Consider the following 25,294-nt stretch of genomic DNA (forward strand, 5'->3'; position numbering starts at 1 on the left):
TTATTTTTACTATGATAAAAATAAAAGAAATTAATTTTCAGGGTATTAAACAGCGATTCCAGGTCAAAAAACCTTGGGATGACGTTATTATTTTTATTCTGAACATATTAATCGCAATTCCATTATTTATCATTGTTCATCAAAATTTAATTAACCCGAACTGGTTTCTTAATATTGACAGAGTAGTGCTTTTTTTGGTGATGATTGTAATAATTCAAATCATCCTTCGATTCTTAAGAACTATTATCCTCTTTTGTATTATTTTGTATTTATTGGTTTTAGTGTACGGTTCTACAATTGGAAATTATGGATTTAACAGCGTTTTTGAAGATTACAATTCAATTATGTACACGATGTCTGACAATCCCTATCCACAAGATATTATCATTGCTAAGTTGCTTCCGTTTCCCAATAAATCAAAAATTATCAATGCCATAGAATATCAAAATCCTAAAATCAGGAATTTTGCAGTTATGGCTACTACAAAACATTTTAAAGACATAAAAGGATATTCTGATTACAGAACCATCATACAATGCTTTGCCGTTTTCAAAGAAATAAATAGCCGATGGAACTACGTAAGCGATCCAAAAGCACGAGATTATATCGCAACGGCTACGGAATCACTGCTTTATTTTTCTGGAGATTGTGATGATCATTCGATACTAATGGCTGCCGCAATTAAGTCTATTGGTGGAACTCCCCGATTAATTCATACTACAGGCCACATTTACCCGGAAATATTGATAGGATCTCTGACTGATTTAGAAAAAGTCAATTTTCTAATCAAAAATGTACTATTTGTAAATGAAAGTAATGAAAATAAACTTCATTATCACGTTGATGAACGTGGTCAAATCTGGATGAATCTGGATTATACGGCCAAATATCCTGGTGGACCTTTCATGTCAGAAGAAATTCTCGGTGCTTTGACATTGGATTAATTTTTATGCCATTTTCGTTTAAAAAAGCTAATCCAATTTCCTTGCAAATTTTCAAGTATACCAATAATCCTCACTTTTAGTCAATAAATTTTCCTATCTTAACCAAACTGAAATTATTATTTTAATTAAGTTTTACTATGGAAAATTCAAAATTAAAGGCATTTATCCCATTTTTTTATCTCGTTTGGTCGGATGACCTTTTGTCTCAAAAAGAATTCGTTACGTTACAAGAATTTATAGGCTCACAGCGCTGGATTTCCGAAAAAGAACAAGAATTTCTTCTTTCAAAAGTAGCGATTTCTGTTCCGCCATCCCGAGCACAACTTGCTGAATGGAAAGGTGAAATTGATACTGTTATTCACAACCATCCTTTGTTAAAATCTATATTTGAAGTTTCGATGGCGCTTGCTGAAAACGATTCTTTTATCAAAGATCACACAGCTGATTTTCTTCAACTGGAAAACGATTTGGGAATTTTAGGCGAAGAAGCAATTGGAAATTTTAAAAATAGGTCAAAAACCTTCACTTCAAATTACCAATCTGCCCCTACATTCGAAATTGAAAAACTGACCCAAATTCTTGATGGAAAACAGTCGGTCATTATTAAAAAAGTAAAAACGGTCATCAGCAGACCAGAATTTGCCTATGAAAATTCGACTGATACTGCCGTATATCGTGAAAAAGTTTACGGCTGGTGTAAAATCCTTGCAGACGAAAACTTAGGAAACATGGCGTATCCAAAAAAATACGGCGGTGGCGAAAACATAGCCGATTATTTTGCGATTATGGAAACATTAAGCTATCACGATTTAAGTTTGGTAATTAAATTTGGTGTACAATTCGGGCTATGGGGAATGAGTATACAATCGCTTGGAACCGAAAAACACTATAGTAAATATTTAAAGGATATTGGCTCACTCCAGTTACCCGGCTGTTTTGCCATGACTGAAACCAATCATGGTTCGAATGTAAAAGGATTAGAAACAACGGCAAAGTACAACCATAATGACCAAACTTTTACCATTCATACACCGCATGAAAAGGCGCAGAAAGAATACATTGGTAACGCAGCAGTTCATGGTCAGATGGCTACGGTTTTTGCCAAATTAGTTATTGATGGAATAGATTACGGTGTGAATGCTTTTATTGTTCCAATACGGGATAAAAACAGCAAAATCCTGGAAGGAATCACAATTGGTGATTGCGGACTTAAAATGGGACTTAATGGCGTTGATAACGGGACCATTCGTTTTGAAAATGTGGTTATTCCAAAAGAAAACATGTTGGATCGATTTGCCTCGGTAAACGAAGAAGGAAAATTTGAAAGTCCGATTCCAAGTGACAATCGACGGTTTTTTACAATGTTAGGTACTTTGGTCGGTGGCCGAATTGGGATTCCGAGATCAGCTTTGGCTGCAGCCAAATCAGGATTGACAATAGCGATACAATATAGCGACAAACGTAGGCAATTTGGACCCGAAGGAGGCTCAGAAGTTCCAATCTTGAATTATCGAATGCATCAACGAAGATTGATTCCATTACTGGCAAAAACGTATGCGATACATTTTGCTTTGCAATACGTGACGAATCGTTATATTGCTAGAACAGAATCGGAAATGCCAGAAATTGAAGCCTTGGCAGCCGGAATGAAAGCCTACTCAACCTGGAGTACCACAGGTGTTTTACAAGAATGTCGCGAAGCATGCGGTGGTAAAGGATATTTATCAGAAAACAGAATCGATGCGTTGAAAAATGATACCGAAATCTATACTACTTTTGAAGGTGACAATACCGTCTTAATGCAATTAGTTGCTAAAAATCGCTTGTCAGAATTTCGCAAGGCATTTGGTGAAATGGATGCTATGGGAATAATTAATTACGTTTTTGAAAATGCCAAAACAGCTATTTCTGAAAAAAATCCAATTGTAACGCGCAAAACTGAGGAAACCCATTTATTAGATTATGAATTTCACCTGAGCGCTTTCCAATATCGAGAAAAAACAATATTGGCATCAGCAGCAAAGCGATTGAAAAAACTAATTGATGGCGGACTTGAACCTTATGATGCTTTTAATGTGGTGCAACATCAAATGATTGATGTAGCTGAGGCTTATCTCGAACGAATTGTTCTAGAGCAGTTTCAAAAAGCCATAGAAGCTATCGAGGATAAGAAAAGTAAGGAAATAATGACTCAGTTATGTAAATTGTATGCACTTTCACAAATGGAAAAAAATAAAGGATGGTATCTTGAAGATGGTTATATGGAAGCTGCAAAAACGAAAGCCATTCGTAAGATGGTGAATCAGCTTTGCTGGGAAATCAGGCCGGATGCCGTTTCATTAGTAAAAGCATTTGACATTCCGGATAGTTGTCTTGCAGCTCCAATTGCTTTAGATTGATATATGCTTTATTTTAAAAAAGGATTGCATAGTTTAAAAAAAACTAGTTTCTAATTATTCTATTCAGTATTTAAGGAAAACTTGAATAATTAGCGCTGAAAAATCCTTTCTGTTTTAAATTGAATAAAGTAATTTTGCAAGGCTATTCTTTTGTCTTAAAGTTACAAAACTGCCACAAGATGTAATTTTTTAAAAAATGTAAAACTATCATTTTAAACTATATAGAAGCAATGAGATATTAGTAACTGTATCATTATTAAATCCAGTTGCAATTGTGTCAGTTTCATTTTTTTTTAGAGAAAACGAATAAAAAGTTTAAATAAAACAGCAAATAAAAAAATTGGAAAATAAAGAATCAAGCTGGACTATGTGCCTAGAATGTCAAGGACGAGGCAAGAAAAGTCGGGGACTAACCAAAAAAGCGCGACTTCAGTACCAGCTGGCGGTAGACCAATTTAAAATTACGAATGGCGAAGATACCACTCCAGTTCCTCCTAAAGGACACCTTCACACCTGCTTGAAATGTTCCGGATCCGGGCTGCTTCGTTCTTCCACTCCTCCTATAGCAGATCAAGAAAACTATCCACACCTTGCCATTATTGGTGGAGGTATTGGAGGCGTAGCTCTTGCTGTTGCCTGTTTGCACCGAGGAATTCCTTTTACCCTTTATGAGCGCGATGATAATTTTGAAGCCAGGTCTCAGGGCTATGGACTTACATTGCAACAAGCCACTAAAGCAATTGAAGGATTGGGCATTTTTTCATTGGAAGAAGGGGTAATTTCAACAAGACATTTGGTTCATACGACAGAAGGAAAAGTTATTGGTGAATGGGGAATCAGAAAGTGGATACAGTCAGATGCGAAAACTTTTCAGAAACGTACCAATATCCATATCGCACGACAATCTTTACGCTTAGCGTTACTTCAACAACTCGGTGGACAGGATTCGGTGCAGTGGGGACATCAGTTAGTAGATTTTAAGGAATGTGAGGACAATGGTGTTGATCTAAACTTTCAAGTGGATGGAAAAATCAAGAATGCCAAAGCGGATCTAGTAGTTGGAGCTGATGGTATTCGCAGTTCAGTTCGCAGGTTGCTGATTGGTGATAATATTAGCCCATTACGTTATCTAGGTTGTATCGTGATATTAGGTATCTGTCCTTTAAAAGCACTTGAAGGTCTTAATAGTCATTTACTGGATTCGGCCACTGTATTTCAAACTGCTAATGGGAATGAGCGAATCTACATCATGCCTTATGATTCAGACTCGGTAATGTGGCAATTGAGTTTTCCAATGCTAGAAGAAGATGCTAAGGCGTTAAGTGCTAAAGGACCTCAAGCACTAAAGGAAGAAGCACTGCGTAGAACTCTGTGGCACAATCCTATTCCTCAGATTTTAGAGACGACTCTGGAAGCTCAGATTTCTGGCTATCCTGTATATGATCGGGAATTACTAGAACCAGAATTATTGGCAAAAGCACAGAAAGTAACTCTTATAGGAGATGCAGCTCACCCTATGAGTCCATTCAAAGGACAGGGTGCAAATCAAGCATTATTGGATGCACTTAATTTGGCTCGCTTAATAACAAGAGGATGCAGACCTTTATCGCAATGGAGAAAAGTTGGAATAAGGAAAAGTGTATTAACAGAGTTTGAATCAGAAATGTTAGAACGCAGTGCTACAAAAGTGAATGATTCAGCGGCCGCCGCACAGTTCCTGCATTCCGAAATTGTGCTTCATGAGGGTGATGAGCCGAGAGGACGATGTCTAAAGAAAAAAGACGCATAGCATAATCCTATGAATTTACCATTTTATCGCTCAGAGGTTTTAAAAAAGTCAAGACATAAAAAACTCCATTATTTCTAATGGAGTTTTTTGTGGTCCTTAAGAACCTGTTTACGAACCATTTTCTGCATGATCTAAAGAAAATTTCAATGAAAGCATAATGAACAATCATTTTTTTTATTATCTTAAAAAAGTCAATAAATTGTACTAAAAATATTTTTTTTAACAGCCAAAAAAATCGTATTGTCGCCATTTAATCGCTAGAATAATTAAGTTAGGTGCAATTGAACCTACACGAGAAACTTTTTATTTACAAGACAATTCTTTTATTTTAAGATATTTTGGAAAAGTGTTTATTTAACTAATATCATAATTAGTGAAGAGTTATATATCCAGTAATTTCAGTTTCCACATTGTTGCCCTTGTAAACCTTAGGTATTTTTTCTAAAATAATGTTAGAAAGTTTTGCTAAATAAACCACTATATATTGAATACCATTTTTGCGGTACACCCCAATCCCTATAACCTCGTCATAAATACGAAGTTTAGAATAAAGTTCTTGAGATGCTAATTCAATATCCATTTTTGATAAATTTACTTTAAAGAAACTCGAAGATTGTGAAGTAATGGCTCTATGTTGTTTGCAAAGCTGTAAAAGCCTCCATTGCCAGAAAATAATAATCCAACTATTTTATTAGTATTGTAATCTAAAATTACTGATCCTGAATCACCTGGTAATGAAAAATTTTGAGGAGTTGTAAAATCTTCTTGCGTACCATTAATTGTAAGTTGATTTTGGTAATCAAGTGTATCTCCATTAGAGTTATTAACTTTCAAAGCACTTGTAAGACTTGTTATGATGCCGAAAGTCTTTCCTGTTCTAATTCCAATCTTATATACTTTCATATCAATCGTGGCATTAGTAAATTCGTCAGCTGTAATATTAAATCCAGGAATTATTTGACTGTATTCCTCCGAAAGTGGTCCAGCTATTGCAGCATCAAAATCATTTACAGTGCTTTTGTCAGGAGCAAGTGAACGTCGATATAATCCTATTGCATCTTCATTTTTACCACCGTCAAAAGTTGCTGGTTGAACTATAAAATTATCTTTATATCCCGTTTCACTATATAAAACATGATGATTACTTAATATATAGACTCCTCCCTTATCAATATCCTTTACAAAACAACCTAATGTGCCTCTCCACCCTTCATAAAGTGGTCCAATTGAACAACCCATTACAAGTGGTCTTTTCTTAACTTGTTCAATAATCGGTTCTTCAGATAACGAAGATATAATTTCTCCTTTCTTTAGATGAAAGTACTCAAGGATTGGTGTTAAATACAAATCATTATTTCTACTTAGTAATTCGATTGCAAAATCTACATTTGAAAGTTTAATAACATTTACAGCTATGACTTCACTAAAAATTTCTAAAATTAATTCAGCTGGTTCAATATCGTCGTCAAAGTCACCTGCAGAAACTGGAACGTTCTGTCTGTTGAAAAAAAAATTATCACAAATTATTTTTTGAATTTTTATTGCCTTTCTGTAATCCATGAATATTTATATTTTTATTAAAACTAATCAAAGTTAACAAAAATTATGATAGTTGATCCTAATTAAAATATAGTTACAACTGCAGCTAACCGCCGTTAATCGCCATTGCTGGTTCTTAGTAAGTTTGATGTTGATTTTTCACAAAGTGTATCCCCGGCAGAGAATACTTTAGTCCGCTTTTTAGCAACGACGGTTAGCGAACTAACGATATCGGTAATATGCATAAAAATGGCATTAATATGGCAAAGTAATTAACACTTAACATAACAGCTTCATTGTTCGTTCTACGCACGCAACGAAGCTGTTGTACTTAACTTTTTTTACCTCAATTCATCTTTAATTTTTTCAGAATTTCTGCAAGCTTCTAATACTCCGTCATACCAAATTGATAATGGATATTCTGGATTATAAGATTTTTCTAAAGTCTTGTTTCTTTTAAAATAACTAATTGGTTGAGGCGAACGACTTTTTCCGTTACCCATTTCGTATGAATTAAATGGGATGGTTTCAGATATCCCAAAAGTCCAACCATCGTGCCTAAAATTTAGTCCATCTTCGTCATCTGATGCCCAATCAATAACTACCACTTTTCTTTTCTTATTTTGGTCGTAACGTATAAATGGAAAAATTTTGTTTAAATGCAAGTCATTAAATCCATACCCCATAAAAAGTATTGAGTCTGCTTCAAATATAAGTTTGTCTAATTGCATATAATATGGTCCAAAAGGCTCTCTAAGTAGTTGGTTTGTTTTGTCTAAACCTGCTATAATATTTGAGTTTAAATGAGCTAAACCCTCACTTGTATAATTTCCATTTCGGCCTGATGAATTTTGAGAAAATTGAGATTTTAAATCATTGTTCCATAAAATTTTGTGCATTTCAGTGTTTTTCCCTCCCTTCATATCAAAATAAACAGAGCCGTGTAAATGATAGCAAAAATTCCAATTAGAGTCATACAATTCCTCTCTGCTAAATTCCCCACTAACTTTGTTAAAACTTGTTGACAAATCAGGCAATGCACTTAAGATAACATTGTCATAGTTGAGATTTATAAATCCGATTTCAAATTCTTCTTTTAAAGAATTAAAAAAAGATTGCAATAATTCAATTTCTCCTTTTTTATCAACTAAAAGACTCTGGCATTTTATTCTAAAATGTTCTAATAATTTGTCTATTAAATACGTGTGTAGGAAATGAAAGTCTGAAGAGTCAGCTTTTTTTTCTTTTCTAAAACTTATTACTTCTGGAAAATCAAGAAGTTCAATAAATGGCTTTAAACGATTATTAAAATGTTTCCAATGTTCATCTTTAGAAATGGAATAGAGATTTTGGATTGTATAAAGTAAATTCTCAAAATTAATTATATTTTCAAGTCTATTATTGGGATTTTGGGAAACATAATTAGTCAATTCTTCTTTTACCCACGAATACAAGCTTTTTTGATTATCACTTTTTAATGGTAAAATTGATAATGCCCATTCTTCCAAAAGATCATCAATCATTTTTACTGATGGCATTCCAAATTCTAATGATGCTCCTGCACCTGTAATAATTAATAATTTTTTCATTATAGGGTATTTCTGTGAAGTTAAGTACAACTCATATATTGGTCTAACAATGTGTATTTCTTTACTAATATAGAAACAATTCTTTATAAATTATTAAAGAGATTTTTAATTTATTGGATAATCTTGGTACTTAGGTGAGCATAAATGTTTGATGGTTGTAGTACTTTTATGATCCTTAAGAACTACGAATCATTTATTTTAGTATAAATGGGCTTCACAGCGGCTTATGAAAAAACATTTGTTTTTTCGAACCAAAAAAACCTCCAAAAATCAAGTGATTTTGGAGGTTGGTGAATTATGGTGGGCGATGAGGGGTTCGAACCCCCGACCCCCTCGGTGTAAACGAGGTGCTCTGAACCAGCTGAGCTAATCGCCCTAAACAATTTGGTCGCTTTCGTTTCCGTATTGCGAGTGCAAATATACAGCTAGAAATCGTATCTGCAAGCAAAAAAGTAAAAAAAATGAATAAATTATTGACGCTATTTGCTTTTACACTCTATCATAGCACTTTATGTTAATCATGAAACGCTGTTATTTTTTTGTATTGATTCGTTATAATCTTACATTTGCGATATAAACAATAGATAATGGCCAGGTTCAAAGAAAACGATTTACCAAAATCAAAAATTACTGCAAGCTCACTCCAAAAAGCAACTGTAATATTTCAATATGCAGGAAATCACCGTTGGAAATTTTATGTAGGTTTAATTTTTTTATTATTCACTGGAGCGACTGCTCTCGCCTTTCCTAAATTAATGGGAATGCTTATCGATTGTGTGAAAAATAAAGATAACTCTCAGGCTAACATGATTGCGGGAAGTTTAATTATAATCTTATTTCTACAATCTATATTTTCGTTTTTTAGATTGTATTTATTTGTCAATTTCACTGAAAATACCTTAGCTAATTTGAGAGTATCGCTTTACAGTAATTTGGTAAAACTACCCATGTCTTTCTTCTCCCAAAAACGTGTTGGGGAATTAAACAGCCGAATCAGTTCTGACATAACCCAAATACAAGACACTTTAACATCTACAATTGCCGAATTTTTAAGACAATTTATTCTAATTATTGGTGGCGTCCTTTTATTGGCAAACGAAAGTATCAAATTAACGTTGTTGATGTTATCCGTAGTGCCGCTTGTCGCTGTTGCTGCTGTTATTTTTGGGCGATTCATCAGGAAATATTCAAAAAATGTTCAAGATAAAGTTGCCGAAAGTCAAGTGGTTGTTGAAGAAACTATGCAAGGCATCAGTATTGTAAAGGCTTTCGCCAATGAGTGGTACGAAATTGCCCGTTACAACGGAAAAATAAAGGAAGTTGTTAAGATTGCTATCAAAGGTGGAAAGTACCGAGGTTACTTTGCTTCATTCATTATCTTTTGTCTTTTCGGAGCTATTGTAGCCGTAGTTTGGTACGGAGTTCGATTGAGCATCAGTGGTGAAATGAGTGTGGGACAATTGATTTCTTTTGTATTGTATTCTACATTTGTTGGGGCTTCTTTTGGAGGAATTGCAGAGCTTTATGCCCAAATTCAAAAAGCGATTGGGGCAACTGAACGTGTTTTTGAATTATTGGATGAAACACCTGAAAAAATTAATTCAGTTCAAGACGTTTCGGAAACACAAAAGATAAAAGGAAATGTCACTTTCAAAAATGTAGCGTTCAGTTATCATTCTAGAAAAGAAATTAAAGTATTAAAAGACGTCAGTTTTACGGCCAATTTTGGTCAAAAAATAGCTATCGTAGGTCCTAGTGGAACTGGAAAATCAACTATTGCTTCACTTCTATTGCGTTTTTATAATATTGATGAAGGAGAAATATTGGTTGACGGAAAAAATATTTATGATTTTGATTTAGAAAATCTACGTGGAAACATGAGTATTGTACCGCAAGATGTGATATTATTTGGAGGAACCATAAGAGAAAATATTGCTTATGGAAAACCAAATGCAACCGAAGAAGAAATTCTTACCGCTTCAAAACAAGCCAATGCTTATAATTTTATCGAAAGCTTTCCTGAAAAATTTGAAACAATTGTGGGAGAAAGAGGAATTAAACTTTCCGGAGGACAACGACAACGTATTGCAATTGCAAGAGCATTACTGAAAAACCCAAGTATTTTGATTCTGGATGAGGCCACTTCATCATTAGATAGTGAAAGTGAAAAACTAGTTCAGGAAGCGTTAGAAATTTTGATGCAAGGAAGAACAAGTATCATAATTGCGCACCGTCTTTCAACCATTCGTAGTGCAGATCAAATTTTAGTTTTGGATAAAGGAAAAATTACAGAACAAGGAACACATCAAGAATTAATAGCTTTAGAAAATGGTATTTATAAAAATTTAAGTAATTTACAATTCAGCAATTCTTAAATCTTATTGTTCATTTTGACATAAAAAAACTCCATTCAGCTTATTGAATGGAGTTTTTTTATGGACTTAAATGTTACGAATACTAAAAACTGAACACTGAGGACTTTATTTCCCTTTTCTTCTATTACGTTCTGCTTTTATCATCTCTAATTCACGGCTGGTTTGTCCCGCTACCGAAGTATTTTCTTCTGCACGACGAATCAAGTACGGCATCACATCTTTAACTGGACCAAAAGGCAAATATTTTGCTACATTATACCCATTAGCAGCCAGATTATAACTGATATTATCACTCATTCCGTACAATTGACCAAACCAAATTCTGTCATCGTTTGTTTTGATTCCTTTTTGTTGCATCAATTCCATTAAAGTATACGTACTTAACTCATTGTGGGTTCCTGCAAAAATTGACATTAAATCTAAATGCTCAATCATATAAAGAACTGCAGCATCGTAATTTTCATCCGTTGCTTCTTTTGAAGCGCATATTGGCGAAGGATACCCTTTTTCTTCCGCACGAACAATTTCTTTTTCCATGTAAGCGCCACGAACTAATTTCATTCCAATGAAGAATCCTTCATTTTTTGCCTGTTCATGTAATTTTTTCAAGTAATCCAAACGATCCCAACGATACATTTGCAACGTATTGAAAACAATTGCTTTTTCTTTATTGTATTTACGCATCATTTCGGTAACTAAATCATCCGCTGCATCTTGCATCCAACTTTCTTCACCATCAATCAAAAGGGCAACATTTTTAGAATGAGCATCTTTACAAACCAAATCAAAACGCTCCACTACTCTATTCCATTCCGCTTGTTCTTCAGCGGTTAATGTTTGTTTTTCTCCCAATTTCTCATACAATTCAAAACGACCAAAACCAGTTGGTTTAAAAACAGCAAAAGGAATAGCCAAACGTTCTTTGGCAAATTCGATGGTTTTTAACGTCATTTCAAGCGCAGCATCAAACTGATCTTCCTCTTCTTTTCCTTCTACAGAATAATCCAAAACTGAAGAAACTCCTTTGGTGTACATTTTATCCACAACCGAAAGACAGTCCACTTCATTTACACCTCCGCAAAAATGGTCAAAAACAGTAGCGCGAATCAAACCTTCCACAGGAAGGTTGGCTTTAAGGGCAAAATTAGTAACCGCAGTTCCAATGCGAACTAGTGGCTGATTAGCAATCATTTTGAAAAGAAAATAAGCTCTATCCAATTCGGTATCACTTTTTAATGAAAAGGCAACTTGCGTATTATTGAATATTTTTTCCATTATTTGTTAAATTTTTGTACAAATATAGACAGAGTTTTGAATATTATTCCCCAAAAATTACCTTATTTTGCGGTTCCAATTAATCCATAAAGATGCAATCAATTCAAGCCAACAGTTATCCAATTCATTTCAACGAAAAAGGATACGAAGCCTTAAACCTTCATTTGACAGAAAATAAGTATTCCAAACTTTTTATTATTGTAGACAGTAATACTAACGAGTTTTGCTTGCCTAATTTTCTTCCGTATCTGGAAACTGATCTTACCATTGAAATCATTGAATTTGATGCAGGAGAAGAAAATAAAAATATTGAAACTTGTGTTCAAATTTGGAATGTATTGACTGAACTTGGTGCAGACCGAAAAAGTCTTGTAATTAATCTGGGCGGTGGTGTTGTTACTGATTTAGGTGGTTTTGTTGCTTCAACATTCAAGCGTGGAATTGATTTTATTCATATTCCTACTACGCTACTATCAATGGTTGATGCTTCTGTTGGAGGGAAAAACGGGGTCGATTTAGGGAATTTAAAAAACCAAATTGGTGTTATAAATGTTCCAATAATGGTTCTTATTGACACCCAATATCTTGAAACGGTGCCTCAAAATGAAATGCGTTCCGGTCTTGCCGAAATGCTGAAACACGGTTTGATTTATGATAAGGAATACTGGGAACAATTTTTAGACTTAAAAGCTATAGATTTTGCTGATTTTGATGCATTAATTTACCGTTCGGTTGAAATAAAAAATGAAATTGTCCTTCAAGATCCTACGGAGAAAAATATCCGAAAAGCATTAAATTTTGGTCATACCTTGGGCCACGCCATTGAAAGCTACTTTTTGGAAAATGAAAATAAAACTACTTTACTGCACGGAGAAGCTATTGCCGTTGGAATGATATTAGAAAGTTTCATTTCATTGGATAAAAAACTAATCAATAAAGAAGAATATTCTGAGATAAAAACCTGCATCAAATCTATTTATGACAACATCATTTTTGATGAAAAGGACATAGAACCAATCTTGGAATTACTAATTCACGACAAAAAAAATGAGTATGGCAACATTCAGTTTGCATTAATTGAAGGTATCGGAAAAATAAAAATCAATCAATCAGTTGAAAATGAATTAATTCTTAGGGCTTTTGAAGATTATAAATCTTAATTATTTTTTACAAAAAGGATTGCATTGCGTATATAATATTTTTTACATTTGCACCAATGAAAAAAAGTCAAAACAAGCGAAATTATAGTTCTAATAAAACCCGAAACAATATGTCTTTTCTGAGGATATTGAAGCGGTTTTATTCTATTAAAGGAAACTTTAGTTTTGATGTTTTCCAATACTTGAAAGCAGACCACGAGAAGCTTCAGATCGTTTATGCAAATATTCGGGTTTGAATTATAGGTTACTTTATTTTTACAATATTCTAATCTATAATTATGACATCTAATGAATACAAAATATTCTGATTTAATCAATCAAACCTACTATTTTCCCCAAGAAGAATTTACATTAAACAAAGATAATCTTCAATTTCACAATATCGATTTGATGAAATTGGTGGAGCAATATGGTACGCCATTAAAATTTACGTATTTACCTCAAATTTCAAACAACATCAACAAAGCCAAAAGCTGGTTTCGTAAATCGATGGAAAAAAATAAATATGAGGCAAAATATTACTACTGTTACTGTACCAAAAGCTCTCATTTTGAATACATTATGAACGAAGCGTTCAAAAACAATATTCATATTGAAACTTCATCTGCTTTTGACATTAATATTGTAGAAAATCTTTTGGCAAACGGAAAAATCAATAAAAGTACGTATGTAATTTGTAATGGTTTCAAAAGAGATCAATACATCGATAATATTGCGCGACTAATCAATAATGGTCATAAAAACACCATTCCAATTATTGATAATTACGAAGAACTTGACTTGCTTCAGGGACAAATAAAAAGTAAATTTAAAATTGGAATTCGTATTGCCGCCGAAGAAGAACCTAAATTTGAGTTTTATACTTCCCGTTTAGGAATTGGTTACAAAAATATTGTTCCGTTTTACAAAAAGGAAATCAAGGAAAATAAAAAATTGGAACTGAAAATGTTGCACTTTTTTATCAATACTGGAATTAATGACAACGCTTATTACTGGAATGAATTAGTAAAATGTATTAAGGTTTACGTGGCATTAAAAAAAGAATGTCCTTCTCTTGACGGATTAAATATTGGTGGTGGTTTTCCAATAAAAAACTCACTGGCATTTGAATACGATTATCAATACATGATTGACGAAATCATCAATCAGATAAAAATAGCTTGTGACGAAGCCGAAGTTGACGTTCCTAATATTTTTACCGAATTTGGTTCTTATACAGTAGGAGAAAGTGGTGGAGCGATTTATCAGATTTTGTATCAAAAACAACAAAATGACAGAGAAAAGTGGAATATGATTGACTCTTCTTTCATCACTACTTTACCAGATACTTGGGCAATCAACAAACGTTTTATCATGTTGGCGGTCAATCGCTGGAACGATACATACGAGCGGGTTTTGTTAGGCGGAATGACGTGCGACAGCGATGATTATTACAATTCCGAACAAAACATGAATGCTATTTATTTGCCAAAATACAACAAAGAGAAACCATTGTACATCGGATTTTTCAACACGGGTGCTTATCAGGAAACCATTGGTGGATACGGTGGTTTACACCACTGTTTGATTCCGCAACCTAAACATATATTGATAGATAGAGACGAAAACGGTATATTAGCCACTGAGGTTTTCTCCGAACAACAAACCTCTGAAGACGTTTTAAAAATATTAGGTTACGACAAAAAATAAATTACCAACTATTCAATTATTCAATATAAAAATTCGTTAAATTTGAAATTATATTTTTAACGTTTTGATTTATAAGTATTTAAATTTTAAAAAATGAGCAAAGGACCAATCAGTCAGTTTATAGAAAAGCATTATTTGCATTTCAATTCTGCATCTTTAGTTGACGCAGCTAAGGCATACGAAGAACAATTAGCCAATGGTGCAAAAATGATGGTGAGCATGGCTGGCGCTATGAGTACTGCCGAGATTGGAAAAATATTTTCTGAGATTATTCGTCAGGATAAAGTACATATTATTTCATGTACTGGAGCAAATCTAGAAGAAGATATCATGAATTTAGTTGCTCATTCTCATTATGAAAGAGTTCCAAATTATCGTGATTTGACTCCGCAAGACGAATGGGATTTATTAGAAAGAGGTCTAAACCGTGTAACTGATACTTGTATTCCGGAACATGAAGCTTTCCGTCGTTTGCAAAAGCATATTTACAAAATATGGAAAGATGCAGATGACAAAGGCGAAAGATATTTTCCACATGAGTTTATGTACAAAATGTTACTTTCAGGTGTTCTTGAAGAATATTATGAAATTGATTTAAAAGACAGTTGGATGTATGCAGCTGCTGAGAAAAATTTACCTATTATTGTACCGGGATGGGAAGATAGTACGATGGGAAATATATTTGCATCGTATGTAATTAAAGGAGATTTGAAAGCTTCTACAATGAAATCCGGTATTGAATATATGGTTTTCTTATCAGATTGGTATCCAAAAAACAGTACCAATGGTGTAGGTTTCTTCCAAATTGGTGGTGGTATTGCTGGAGATTTTCCAATATGCGTTGTACCAATGTTGTACCAAGATATGGAAATGCATGACATTCCTTTCTGGAGTTATTTCTGCCAGATTTCAGATTCAACAACCAGTTATGGTTCGTATTCTGGAGCGGTGCCAAATGAAAAAATTACTTGGGGGAAATTAGACATTAAAACTCCTAAGTTTATTATTGAGTCGGATGCTACCATTGTGGCACCTTTAATTTTCGCTTATTTATTAGATTTATAGAATATTTTATGAAAAGAGTAATTGTTGATTACGCAAAACTTACCAATGAAATTTTAAACCTATTGGTGGATAAATTTCCAGATGGTTATGATGATTCAAACATTATTAGTTTTAGAAACGCTAAAAATGAATTAGTTGAAGCAGTTGAAGTAAGAACTGAAGATACTATTTATTTAGTAAAAGTGAGCACTAAGCTTGCTGATAGAATTGAAAATTATGATGAAGATGATGAAATCCTTATCGATGAAGTTGTTGAACCGATCAAAGGTCTGGATTTAGACGATGATATTGATGACGACGATGAAGACGACGCTGTCGACAAACTGGATTCTGATTCAGGAGATGATGAGGATGACGAAGATGCTGATGAAAAAGATTTTTCAGATGAAGATGATGACGAAGATGAGGATTAATTAATCCTGTTTTAAATATACTTATAAAAAGGAACTCATTCACGAGTTCCTTTTTTTATAACTTTAGACTTCTAAATATACGCCAAAATGACTCAGCAAATTTTATATGCCAAACTCAAAGAAAACTTTGGTTTTGAAAAATTCAGACCCAACCAAGAGGAAATAATAAACTGTGTTCTCTCTGGGCAAGATACATTGGCTATTATGCCTACAGGTGGTGGGAAATCAATTTGTTTTCAGTTACCAGCATTACTTTTTCCCGGAATTACAATCGTAATTTCCCCGCTTATCGCTTTGATGAAAGATCAAGTTGATGGCTTGAAAGCAAATGGAATTGAAGCCTGTTTTATCAACAGCAGTCAAACCGAAGACGAACGTCAATTTTATATTGAAAGTTTAAAATCCAATGCGATTAAGCTCGTTTACATTGCTCCGGAAAGCTTGTCTTTTCTTGACAATATTTTCAATAGTTTGACCATAAGTCTTATCGCTATTGACGAAGCGCATTGCATTTCATCTTGGGGACATGATTTCCGACCAGCTTATACAAATCTTGGATATCTAAAAAACCGCTTCCCTTCTACCCCAATCTTAGCTTTAACTGCAACTGCTGATAAAGCTACACGTAAGGATATTAGTGAACAATTAAACCTTAAAAATCCAAAACTATTTGTTGCTTCTTTTGATCGAAAAAATTTAAGTTTAGAAGTTCGTCCCGCTTTGGACAGAGTCAAACAAATAATAGATTTCATACAAGAAAAACCAAATGAATCTGGGATTGTATATTGCTTGAGCAGAAAAACAACCGAAGAACTGGCCGAAAAATTGCAAAAAATAGGAATTAGTGCTAAGGCCTATCATGCCGGTTTAGACAATAAAATTCGCTCGAAAACACAAGATGAATTCATCAATGATGACTGTAAAGTGGTTTGCGCAACCATTGCCTTTGGGATGGGAATTGATAAATCAAATGTGCGCTGGGTGATTCATTACAATTTACCTAAAAATATAGAAGGCTATTATCAGGAAATTGGTCGTGCCGGTCGCGATGGTTTACCATCAGAAACCGTATTGTTCGAAAGTTATGGTGATGTGATTCAATTGCAAAAATTTGCTTCTCAAGGTTTAAACGCCGAAGTACAACTTGCCAAACTGGAGCGAATGAAACAATATGCAGATGCGTTGAGTTGTCGCAGAAAGATATTGCTCTCCTATTTTGGCGAACTCGTTACGGAAAATTGTGGAAATTGTGATATCTGTAAAAATCCGCCGCTTTTTTTCGATGGAACCATAATTGCTCAAAAAGCATTATCGGCAATTATTAGGTTACAGGAAACCGAACCATTACCTGTAATTATTGACTTTTTGCGCGGGTCCAAAAATGCGTATATCTATGAAAAAGAATACCAAAACCTGAAAACATATGGTGTTGGTGTTGATCTTTCATGGTTTGACTGGAATCAATATTTAATACAATTGATAAATCTTGGGTACTGTGAGATTGCTTTTCATAAACAAAATAAAATTCGACTTACTTCTTTAGCGAAAAAAGTACTGTTTGAAGGCGAGAAAGTACAACTAACCACGGTCCAGAAAATAAATATTGAGAAACAAGAAACCAAAGAAACAAAAACTAAATCAGTAGCAAATTCGCTTTTTGAAACCTTGAGAAAATTGCGTTACGAAATTTCTAAAGAAGAATCCGTTCCAGCTTATGTAATCTTTAGTGATGCGGCTTTGCGCCAAATGGAAACCGAAAGACCGATGAGCGTTACCGAATTACTGGCAATCGACGGTGTTGGAAAAGCAAAACTGGAAAAATATGGAGATGCTTTTATCAAAGCGATTATTGATTTTCAAAAATCTAAAGTTGTCAGAAAAAAGAAAGAAGCCACTACTTATAAAGAAACATTGGAACTTTATAAAAATGGATTATTAGTGGAGGAAATTGCCCAAAAAAGAAAATTAGGATTAAGTACAATTATGTCACATTTAGCGAAATTGTACATTGATGGCGCCGAAATAGATTTGGATTCGTTTATCTCAAAAGAAGAAGTTTCTCAAATTGCCGAAGCGCAAGTAAAACTAGAATCACCAAATGCCTTAAAACCCTATTTTGATTATTTTGAAGAAAAAATAGATTATGGAAAAATCCGATTGGCATTGGCAATATTAGAAAAAGAAAATGCTGTACTTTAATTCATTTATATGATAAAATCCTTTCCTCCTTTTGTAAATTCTCAAACCAAAATTTTGATTTTGGGAACCATGCCTGGCATTGCTTCATTGGAAAAACAGGAATATTATGCGCACAAAAGAAATCATTTTTGGAAAATAATGTACACGTTGCTGGATAATTTACCAATAGCTGAAATCTTTGAAGAAAAGATACAATTACTCCAAGCTAATAATATTGGGCTTTGGGATGTTTTAGAAAATTGCGAAAGAAAAGGAAGCTTGGACATCCATATCAAAAATCAAAAAGAAAATGATTTTGAAAGCTTGTTTAGAGAATTTCCAGAAATTACTACAATCATTTTTAACGGAAAAGAAAGTCATAAATACTTTCTGAAAAAATTTGGACAAATAAAAGGCATCACGTATTATGTGATGCCTTCCACTAGTCCTGCAAATACTATGTCATTTGACAACAAGCTAAAAATCTGGTCAACCGGTTTTCAATAAATTACAAATACCTTTCCTGAAAAACCTTTTGATGGTGTTTTTGATGCCCGATCATAATAAAACCGATCGCACGAACCGATACAGCTGCATTCGAAGCCATTCCAACTCTCTTTAATTGTTCGTCTGATAAACTTTTGAAAAGAAACAAATTCGAATGTCGCACAGCTGAAAATTCAGTTAGCAAATCTTGAATACTTCTATTGGTAGCTTGAGTATTGTTTACATAATCATTTTCATCAAAACCTGGTAAAGGCGTTTGGTCATTTCGGGAAATACGTAAGGCGCGATACGCAAAAATACGCTCGGTATCTATGACATGCTGAATAATTTCTTTGATATCCCACTTCCCTTCTGCATATTTATAATCAAATTTATCCATTGGGATATTTTGAACAAAACGGATAAAATCATACAATGAAATTTCTAATTCTTCGATCAAATTTACGTCTCCCAAAGCGTTTACATAAGGAGCATAAAAAGGAGCATATTCATTTGTTGGCAATTGTGTTGACATCATTTTTTTTATCGTTTAAGCAGAGTTTCTACTAGCATTTGTATTTCCAAAAAGAGAACGAGTCACTATTTTTTCGTACACTTTTATTAACGCTTCATCTGGTTGAGCCTCTTTGTTTAATTCATTTATTCGCAATAAAGCATATTGCTGTATTGTCAACAATGGCAATACAATACGCTCTCTTATTTGTATTGATGCTTTACCATCAGGATAATTTTCCATCAGTTCCTTATGACCAGCAATTTTCAAAAGCAATCGTTTTGTTTCTAAAAATTCGTCATAAATAATTTGCCAAAAAGCACCAAATTGTGGGTCTTTTTTCATGTAAGCTGTCAGTGGGAAAAATGATTTTGCTAATGACATCATACTATTTTCTAACAAGGTTTTAAAGAACATAGAATTATCATATAAATCCTGAACTTTATTCCATTGATTTGTATCTTCAAAATGTTTAAGCGCCGTACCAACACCAAAAAATCCAGGTACATTTTGCTTCAACTGACTCCAGGAACCCACAAAAGGAATCGCTCGCAAATCAGCGAAATCTAAATGCTCCGATTTACTTCTTTTGGATGGTCGGCTTCCAATATTCGTTTTAGCGTAATATTTCAACGTGCTCATTTGTTCCAAATAAGGAATAAATTTAGGATGATTTTTGAAACTCAAATACTTTTCATAACCAAAGCCTGCCAATTGATCCAATATATTTTTTTCGTTCAAAGTCAATTCATTCTCTCCTTTACTAAAAACTTGATTCGTTACACCAGCACTTAATAAATTTTCTAAGTTATATCGGCATGAATCTAGCGTTCCAAAATTCGAGCTAATAGTCTGTCCTTGCACTGTAACCTGAATTTCATTGTTTTCAATATTTGGACCCAAAGAAGCATAGAATTTATGTGTTTTTCCACCTCCACGAGCAGGCGGACCTCCACGACCATCAAAGAAAATTGCTTTTACGCCATATTTCCTGGAGATTGCAGTAAGTTCTTCTTTGGCTTTATAAATACTCCAATTCGCCATTAAATATCCTCCGTCTTTTGTACCGTCAGAAAAACCAAGCATGATGGTTTGTTTGTTATTTCTATTCTTCAAATGTGTTGCATAAGCGGGATTCGTATATAATTTTTCCATGATTTCATGCGCATTCTGCAAATCATCAACCGATTCAAAAAGCGGAATAATATCAACAGATGGATCTTCCCAATTACTCAAACGGAATAATGCGAAAGTTTCCATCACATTAAGTGCACTTTCATTATTACTTATTATGTATCGGTTTGCACCAAATTCACCATTATTTTCCTGAATTGTTTTAATCGCCTGAATGGATTCTATTGTCAAACGAGTCATTTCATTTGAAAATACTGCAGCATCCAGATTTCCGTTTGTATTTGACAATACTGCAAATTTGTCTTCCTCTGATAATTCAAAATAGTTTTCAGGAAAAACAGAGGTATCCGTTTTTAAATAAAAATCCACTATATCTTTAAAAACTGAATCATGAATTTTACTGTTCTGACGAATATCTAAGGAAGCAAAATGAAATCCAAATAAATTGACTTTTATCAATAGCGCATCCAATTCATCTAAATACAACGATTGATGCTGGTCGATAATTATCTGTTTTATTTTATTTAATTGTGATTTGAATTCATCTAAAGTGATGAAAATTTCTCCTTTAGAATAAAAAACAGACCTATACAGTTTTTGTTCCAGTTCAGTAACCAAAGTATCAACTCCTGAGAAGGTTAGCTTTCTTTTTAAATTTCGCATTTCGATATAATAACATTTCAAAATCGAAGTTCGCAAACGTTCTGCTACTTTCAAAGTTATTTCAGTAGTCACAAATGGATTTCCATCACGGTCACCTCCAGGCCAAAATCCAAGTTTAATCAATGGATTCTTTATGGAATTACCGTTAAAAATATTCTTTTGTAGGTACTGCACCATCTCACCGGAAGTTTGGTAAAAAACGTTTTCCAGATACCAAATCAAACTTACCGCTTCATCAAAAGGATTTGGTTTTTCATTTTGAATAAAAGGAGTCTTACCCAATTGAGCCAGTAATTGCTTAATGTCAAGTAGATTATTTTTTCGAATCGCTTCTGTCAAATCATTGATTATTCCAAGCACAGCGCCTGGATAAAACTGTGTAGGATGTGCAGTCAAAACCGTTCTTACATTGAAATCTTCCAGAAAATCAACCAATTCGTCTTCTTTGTCTTTTGCATCTGACTTTTCCTTTATATCTCTCAACGACCCTCTTCCTTCCATGTTATTAACAACCGGAAACGCAGCATCTTCAATAGCATCAAACAGAACAATCTGGCGTTCGATATATTGGATAAAACGAAACATGATATCAATTTTCTCTGATTCCGAAGCATTGTGCAAATACCTTCCAGCAAAAAAATTCACAATCTCTTTTGGAGTTTCTTGTTTTTTAAATCCTGTATCGCAAATATCTGTAAATAAAGGCAGTAAAGCTCCAGTGTTATCTATGGATTGAAATGGCAATGTAATAAATACACTATTGTAAATGTTGTATTTAGAAAGAACATCCTGATTAAAACGTTCAATTTTAGGTAGTGTGTACATAGTTTAGTTGTAGTTGGTTTAGTTAATTTCTCATAAAAAAACCCCAAGAATTAACTTGAGGTTATATTTATATATAGCGCATTCAAGATTAATTACATATTTTTAAAAATAGTATGCATCAACCGCTTCTTATCATTTATACTTTCCTCAAGCGAGATCATCGTTTCAGTTCTGTAAACTCCATCAATATCATCAATCATAAAGATAACATCTTTAGCATGTTTAGTATCCTTTGCTCTAATTTTACAAAAGATATTAAATTTCCCAGTAGTAACAGAAGCTACGGTTACAAAAGGAATTTCATTTATTCGTTCCAAAACAAATTTTGTTTGAGACGTATTGTTTAGAAAAACACCAACATAAGCGATAAAAGAATATCCCAATTTGTCATAATCAAGCACTAATGAAGATCCCATTATGATACCGGCATCCTCCATTTTTTTAACTCTGACATGGACAGTTCCTGCAGAAATCAATAATTTTTTTGCAATATCCGTAAATGGAACTCTTGTATTGTCTATCAACATATCTAAAATCTGGTGATCTACTTCATCTAAACGAAATTTACTCATAACTCTTTAATTAATATTATTAATTGCTTTAACAAAGTATAAAAATATACATAAAAACAATAAAAAGACAAAAATATTATATTTTTATCATTCCGTTAACAATTTTTATGTTATTATCTAAATAAAAATCAGCTTTTTGGTTTAATTTAGGAATTGAATCAAAATCATCTTTATAAAGTGCTCCTTCAGCATCGTATTCAAAATGACCAAAACAATTTTCTAAATCGCCTATCTGTGAAACATAAGCATTAAAACAAATCTGATTTTCAATTAACTCTTCTTTGTATTGTGCTGCAAAATTGGTGATTATTTCGATACCATCATAATTTATTTTGGTGTTTTTATACATAAAATCATAAAAAACGACTTTATTTTGAGGAATATTCAAATATTTGTCAATTCCGTTGCTAACTATAACGTTTTCGCTAAGTGTGATAAAACTAGACACTAACGCCATAAAAACATATTTGCGCGTCTCCTCTCTTTCATAATCGTTTGCAAAATGACCAGCTTCGAATAATAATGTTGGAACTCCCAAATATTGAAACGTGTCACCAATACAGTTTATATTGAAAGAATCATCAAAACGGCCAATTTGGTTTGGTAAATACTTCTGAAGCTCTTCATTTATACTCGCAATCAAATTAATAGCTTTTAATCTCGATTCGTTTACTTCTCTTTCTTCATTATAAGAAGGCGCCAAAAATGATAATGTAGCCGGACTACCCGTATCGCTTACGCCAAAAATAGTGCGCTGATCATGAAGATTAAAGCAATAATCTGGTTTAAAAGATTCAAAAACTTCTCTTAAAATCTTACTTTCTGGCTGTGTGAGCGCTTGCGAATCGCGATTTAAATCAACTTTATTAGCATTTTCTCTGGTATATAATGTGGCACCGTCAGGATTCAACATTGGAATACTGCAAAAAGTAAAAGTATTTAATAATTGTTGTGCTAATTGTGAACCGCTTTGCAACACATTCAAAAAATCAAATAGTGCCTTTGTAGTCGTACTTTCATTACCATGCATTTGTGACCAAAGGAAAATTTTAGTTTTACCTTCTCCAATTTCATACGAATAAATCGACTTTCCTAAAACTGATTTTCCAATAATTTGAAGTTGATTATTGGTATTTAATTTTTGTAATAACGGTTCAATAGAATCTAAAGTAATGTAACGACCGTGAATAGTTTCTTCTTTATATTGACTGAATAATTGTTCTAAATCCATGCTGTTTTATTTGATTTACAAAAGTAAACATCTTTATATTTACATTTGTAAACAAATAAGATTTCAACTATTTCAATCCTGTAAACACATCTTTGCCTTTTAAGTGAGTCCTTTTACTACTTGCGGTTAACAAATGTTATCTAATAATTAATTAGTATCTAATTAACATACTATCAATCACTTATAATTAATCACATTATCTTATACTTTATGTTAATTAGTATAATAAATGCTATTTACACTTGTAATATTGGTTATTTGATAACTTTTGATTACATTTGTAAATAGTTAATTCATATCAATAATTTACAATGGTAAACATCGAGGATTTTATAAAAAGATTAGAAATCATACTGGATTACTACAGCTTGAATGCTTCTTCTTTTGCGGATAAAATTGGTGTACAGCGCTCCAGTTTGTCTCACCTACTCTCAGGAAGAAACAAACCTAGCTTGGATTTTATTCTTAAAATATTAGAGGTTTTTCCTGATGTAGATTTGTATTGGATATTGAACGGAAAAGGAACTTTTCCTAAAAACTCGGAGCAGTTTGATAAAACAGTAAACAATGTTGAGCAAGTTGTAAAACAAAATATTCCTGCTCCACCTTCTGCTGATATAATTCCTGAGAATCTATTTTCCGAAATAAAAATTCCAAATCCGATTCCTGCATTGGAAACAAAAAAAATAGAAAATCAAAATAGCGCTAAAGAATCCGATTCTACTGAAATAGATAAAATCGTTATTTTTTATAAAAATGGAACTTTTAAAAGTTATGTTCCCGATTAAAAAAAGAACCCCAATTCGGAATTTCGAATTGGGGTTCTTATACATTATTTTGCTGTAACAATTATTTTTACGATAAACTGAATTTATTGTTTACACTGTTATTTATTCAAATGAATATCCGTTTTCCGGAATTTTACCTTTGACACCATTATAGTGTTTCTTCAAAACTGCCATATCACTTTCGATATCTCCAGTTGGTGAAACTGAATTTCCTAAGTTCACTTCTTTTCTTCCAAAATCAAATGTGACAGGAATTATAGGAACATTTGCTTTTAAAGCGATATAATAAAATCCTGTTTTTAGTTCGGTAACTTTTTCACGGGTTCCTTCTGGAGCAACAGCCAAACGAAAAATTTCTTTCCTTTGAAAAATAGCAGCGATAGAATCCACTTTATTCAAACCGCCAGAACGGTCCAGTGGTTCGCCGCCCATATATCTAAAATAAAATCCGAAAGGAAAACGAAACAATTCCTTTTTACCCACCCAATTCATTTCTAATCCGGTAATGCCTCTGGTGAAAATACCCAAATAAAAATCATGCGCACTTGTATGCGGCATCACCATCATGACGCATTTTTTTATATTAGCATCTATTCCTCCAACTATTTTCCATCCCATGAGCCTGAAAAATATCCATTTGTAAAATTGTTTCTTCATTCTTTCTTA

At 33.3% G+C, this 25,294-nt stretch carries 20 protein-coding genes and 1 tRNA gene; 11 read left to right on the forward strand and 10 right to left on the reverse strand.

What is annotated here, in order from left to right; genetic code table 11:
* Positions 1 to 11 precede the first annotated feature (11 nt).
* The 3 genes from BMX64_RS08090 to BMX64_RS08100 all read left to right on the forward strand — a co-directional run bounded on the left by BMX64_RS08090 (position 12) and on the right by BMX64_RS08100 (position 5,132).
* The gene (locus tag BMX64_RS08090) at positions 12 to 944 is read left to right on the forward strand and encodes a transglutaminase (protein WP_091169861.1); all 933 of its coding nucleotides are present in this window, start codon (positions 12 to 14) and stop codon (positions 942 to 944) included.
* Positions 945 to 1,081: 137 nt separating this feature from the next.
* Positions 1,082 to 3,343: an acyl-CoA dehydrogenase family protein gene (locus BMX64_RS08095; protein ID WP_091169866.1), complete on the forward strand. Its 2,262-nt coding sequence runs from the start codon at positions 1,082 to 1,084 to the stop codon at positions 3,341 to 3,343.
* Positions 3,344 to 3,710: 367 nt separating this feature from the next.
* Positions 3,711 to 5,132 (forward strand): FAD-dependent oxidoreductase, encoded by a 1,422-nt coding sequence (locus BMX64_RS08100; RefSeq protein ID WP_091170190.1) that lies wholly within the window; start codon positions 3,711 to 3,713, stop codon positions 5,130 to 5,132.
* A gap of 370 nt (positions 5,133 to 5,502) precedes the next feature.
* On the opposite strand, the gene BMX64_RS08105 is transcribed toward BMX64_RS08100, so the two are convergent.
* From BMX64_RS08105 to BMX64_RS08120, 4 genes are all read right to left on the reverse strand, one after another.
* A complete protein-coding gene (locus BMX64_RS08105) occupies positions 5,503 to 5,712 on the reverse strand; it encodes a hypothetical protein (RefSeq protein ID WP_091169871.1) in 210 nt (69 codons plus the stop codon).
* A gap of 11 nt (positions 5,713 to 5,723) precedes the next feature.
* Complete coding sequence (locus tag BMX64_RS08110) at positions 5,724 to 6,692, reverse strand: chymotrypsin family serine protease (RefSeq protein WP_091169872.1); 969 nt, start codon at positions 6,690 to 6,692, stop codon at positions 5,724 to 5,726.
* Between the two features lie 320 nt (positions 6,693 to 7,012).
* Positions 7,013 to 8,260, reverse strand: a complete 1,248-nt coding sequence (locus tag BMX64_RS08115; RefSeq protein WP_091169876.1) for an SIR2 family protein — start codon at positions 8,258 to 8,260, stop codon at positions 7,013 to 7,015.
* Positions 8,261 to 8,558: 298 nt separating this feature from the next.
* Positions 8,559 to 8,636, reverse strand: a tRNA-Val gene (locus tag BMX64_RS08120).
* A gap of 211 nt (positions 8,637 to 8,847) precedes the next feature.
* On the opposite strand from BMX64_RS08120, the gene BMX64_RS08125 reads away from it, so the two are divergent.
* On the forward strand, positions 8,848 to 10,635 hold the full coding sequence (locus BMX64_RS08125; RefSeq protein WP_091169882.1) for an ABC transporter ATP-binding protein: 1,788 nt from the start codon (positions 8,848 to 8,850) through the stop codon (positions 10,633 to 10,635).
* A 105-nt stretch (positions 10,636 to 10,740) separates the two neighbouring features.
* On the opposite strand, the gene BMX64_RS08130 is transcribed toward BMX64_RS08125, so the two are convergent.
* Positions 10,741 to 11,910: a proline dehydrogenase family protein gene (locus tag BMX64_RS08130; RefSeq protein WP_091169886.1), complete on the reverse strand. Its 1,170-nt coding sequence runs from the start codon at positions 11,908 to 11,910 to the stop codon at positions 10,741 to 10,743.
* A 92-nt stretch (positions 11,911 to 12,002) separates the two neighbouring features.
* On the opposite strand from BMX64_RS08130, the gene aroB reads away from it, so the two are divergent.
* From aroB to BMX64_RS08160, 6 genes are all read left to right on the forward strand, one after another.
* Positions 12,003 to 13,070, forward strand: a complete 1,068-nt coding sequence (gene aroB / locus BMX64_RS08135; protein WP_091169889.1) for a 3-dehydroquinate synthase — start codon at positions 12,003 to 12,005, stop codon at positions 13,068 to 13,070.
* Between the two features lie 288 nt (positions 13,071 to 13,358).
* A complete protein-coding gene (locus BMX64_RS08140) occupies positions 13,359 to 14,759 on the forward strand; it encodes a type III PLP-dependent enzyme domain-containing protein (protein ID WP_091169894.1) in 1,401 nt (466 codons plus the stop codon).
* Positions 14,760 to 14,852: 93 nt separating this feature from the next.
* Positions 14,853 to 15,824: a deoxyhypusine synthase family protein gene (locus BMX64_RS08145; protein WP_073353127.1), complete on the forward strand. Its 972-nt coding sequence runs from the start codon at positions 14,853 to 14,855 to the stop codon at positions 15,822 to 15,824.
* Positions 15,825 to 15,832: 8 nt separating this feature from the next.
* The gene (locus BMX64_RS08150; RefSeq protein ID WP_091169898.1) at positions 15,833 to 16,237 is read left to right on the forward strand and encodes a DNA primase; all 405 of its coding nucleotides are present in this window, start codon (positions 15,833 to 15,835) and stop codon (positions 16,235 to 16,237) included.
* Between the two features lie 87 nt (positions 16,238 to 16,324).
* Positions 16,325 to 18,436 (forward strand): DNA helicase RecQ, encoded by a 2,112-nt coding sequence (recQ, locus tag BMX64_RS08155; protein ID WP_091169902.1) that lies wholly within the window; start codon positions 16,325 to 16,327, stop codon positions 18,434 to 18,436.
* Positions 18,437 to 18,445: 9 nt separating this feature from the next.
* Positions 18,446 to 18,922 (forward strand): DNA-deoxyinosine glycosylase, encoded by a 477-nt coding sequence (locus tag BMX64_RS08160; protein WP_091169906.1) that lies wholly within the window; start codon positions 18,446 to 18,448, stop codon positions 18,920 to 18,922.
* 1 nt (position 18,923) lies between these two features.
* Here BMX64_RS08160 and BMX64_RS08165 read toward each other — a convergent pair whose 3' ends face one another.
* The 4 genes from BMX64_RS08165 to BMX64_RS08180 all read right to left on the reverse strand — a co-directional run bounded on the left by BMX64_RS08165 (position 18,924) and on the right by BMX64_RS08180 (position 23,840).
* Entirely contained in the window at positions 18,924 to 19,439 is a 516-nt protein-coding gene (locus BMX64_RS08165; RefSeq protein ID WP_091169908.1) for a DinB family protein, read from the reverse strand.
* A 12-nt stretch (positions 19,440 to 19,451) separates the two neighbouring features.
* Entirely contained in the window at positions 19,452 to 22,037 is a 2,586-nt protein-coding gene (locus BMX64_RS08170; RefSeq protein WP_091169913.1) for a phosphoenolpyruvate carboxylase, read from the reverse strand.
* Between the two features lie 92 nt (positions 22,038 to 22,129).
* Positions 22,130 to 22,609: an Lrp/AsnC family transcriptional regulator gene (locus BMX64_RS08175; RefSeq protein ID WP_072943262.1), complete on the reverse strand. Its 480-nt coding sequence runs from the start codon at positions 22,607 to 22,609 to the stop codon at positions 22,130 to 22,132.
* A 76-nt stretch (positions 22,610 to 22,685) separates the two neighbouring features.
* Positions 22,686 to 23,840, reverse strand: coding sequence for a M14 family metallopeptidase (locus tag BMX64_RS08180; RefSeq protein ID WP_091169916.1), 1,155 nt, complete (start codon positions 23,838 to 23,840; stop codon positions 22,686 to 22,688).
* Positions 23,841 to 24,151: 311 nt separating this feature from the next.
* Here BMX64_RS08180 and BMX64_RS08185 point away from each other — a divergent pair, with 311 nt between their 5' ends.
* Positions 24,152 to 24,628 (forward strand): helix-turn-helix domain-containing protein, encoded by a 477-nt coding sequence (locus BMX64_RS08185; protein WP_091169921.1) that lies wholly within the window; start codon positions 24,152 to 24,154, stop codon positions 24,626 to 24,628.
* A gap of 102 nt (positions 24,629 to 24,730) precedes the next feature.
* On the opposite strand, the gene BMX64_RS08190 is transcribed toward BMX64_RS08185, so the two are convergent.
* A complete protein-coding gene (locus BMX64_RS08190) occupies positions 24,731 to 25,285 on the reverse strand; it encodes a 1-acyl-sn-glycerol-3-phosphate acyltransferase (protein WP_091169927.1) in 555 nt (184 codons plus the stop codon).
* Between the last annotated feature and the right edge of the window lie 9 nt (positions 25,286 to 25,294).

This window comes from Flavobacterium sinopsychrotolerans (genome assembly GCF_900110375.1).
Lineage (GTDB): Bacteria > Bacteroidota > Bacteroidia > Flavobacteriales > Flavobacteriaceae > Flavobacterium > Flavobacterium sinopsychrotolerans.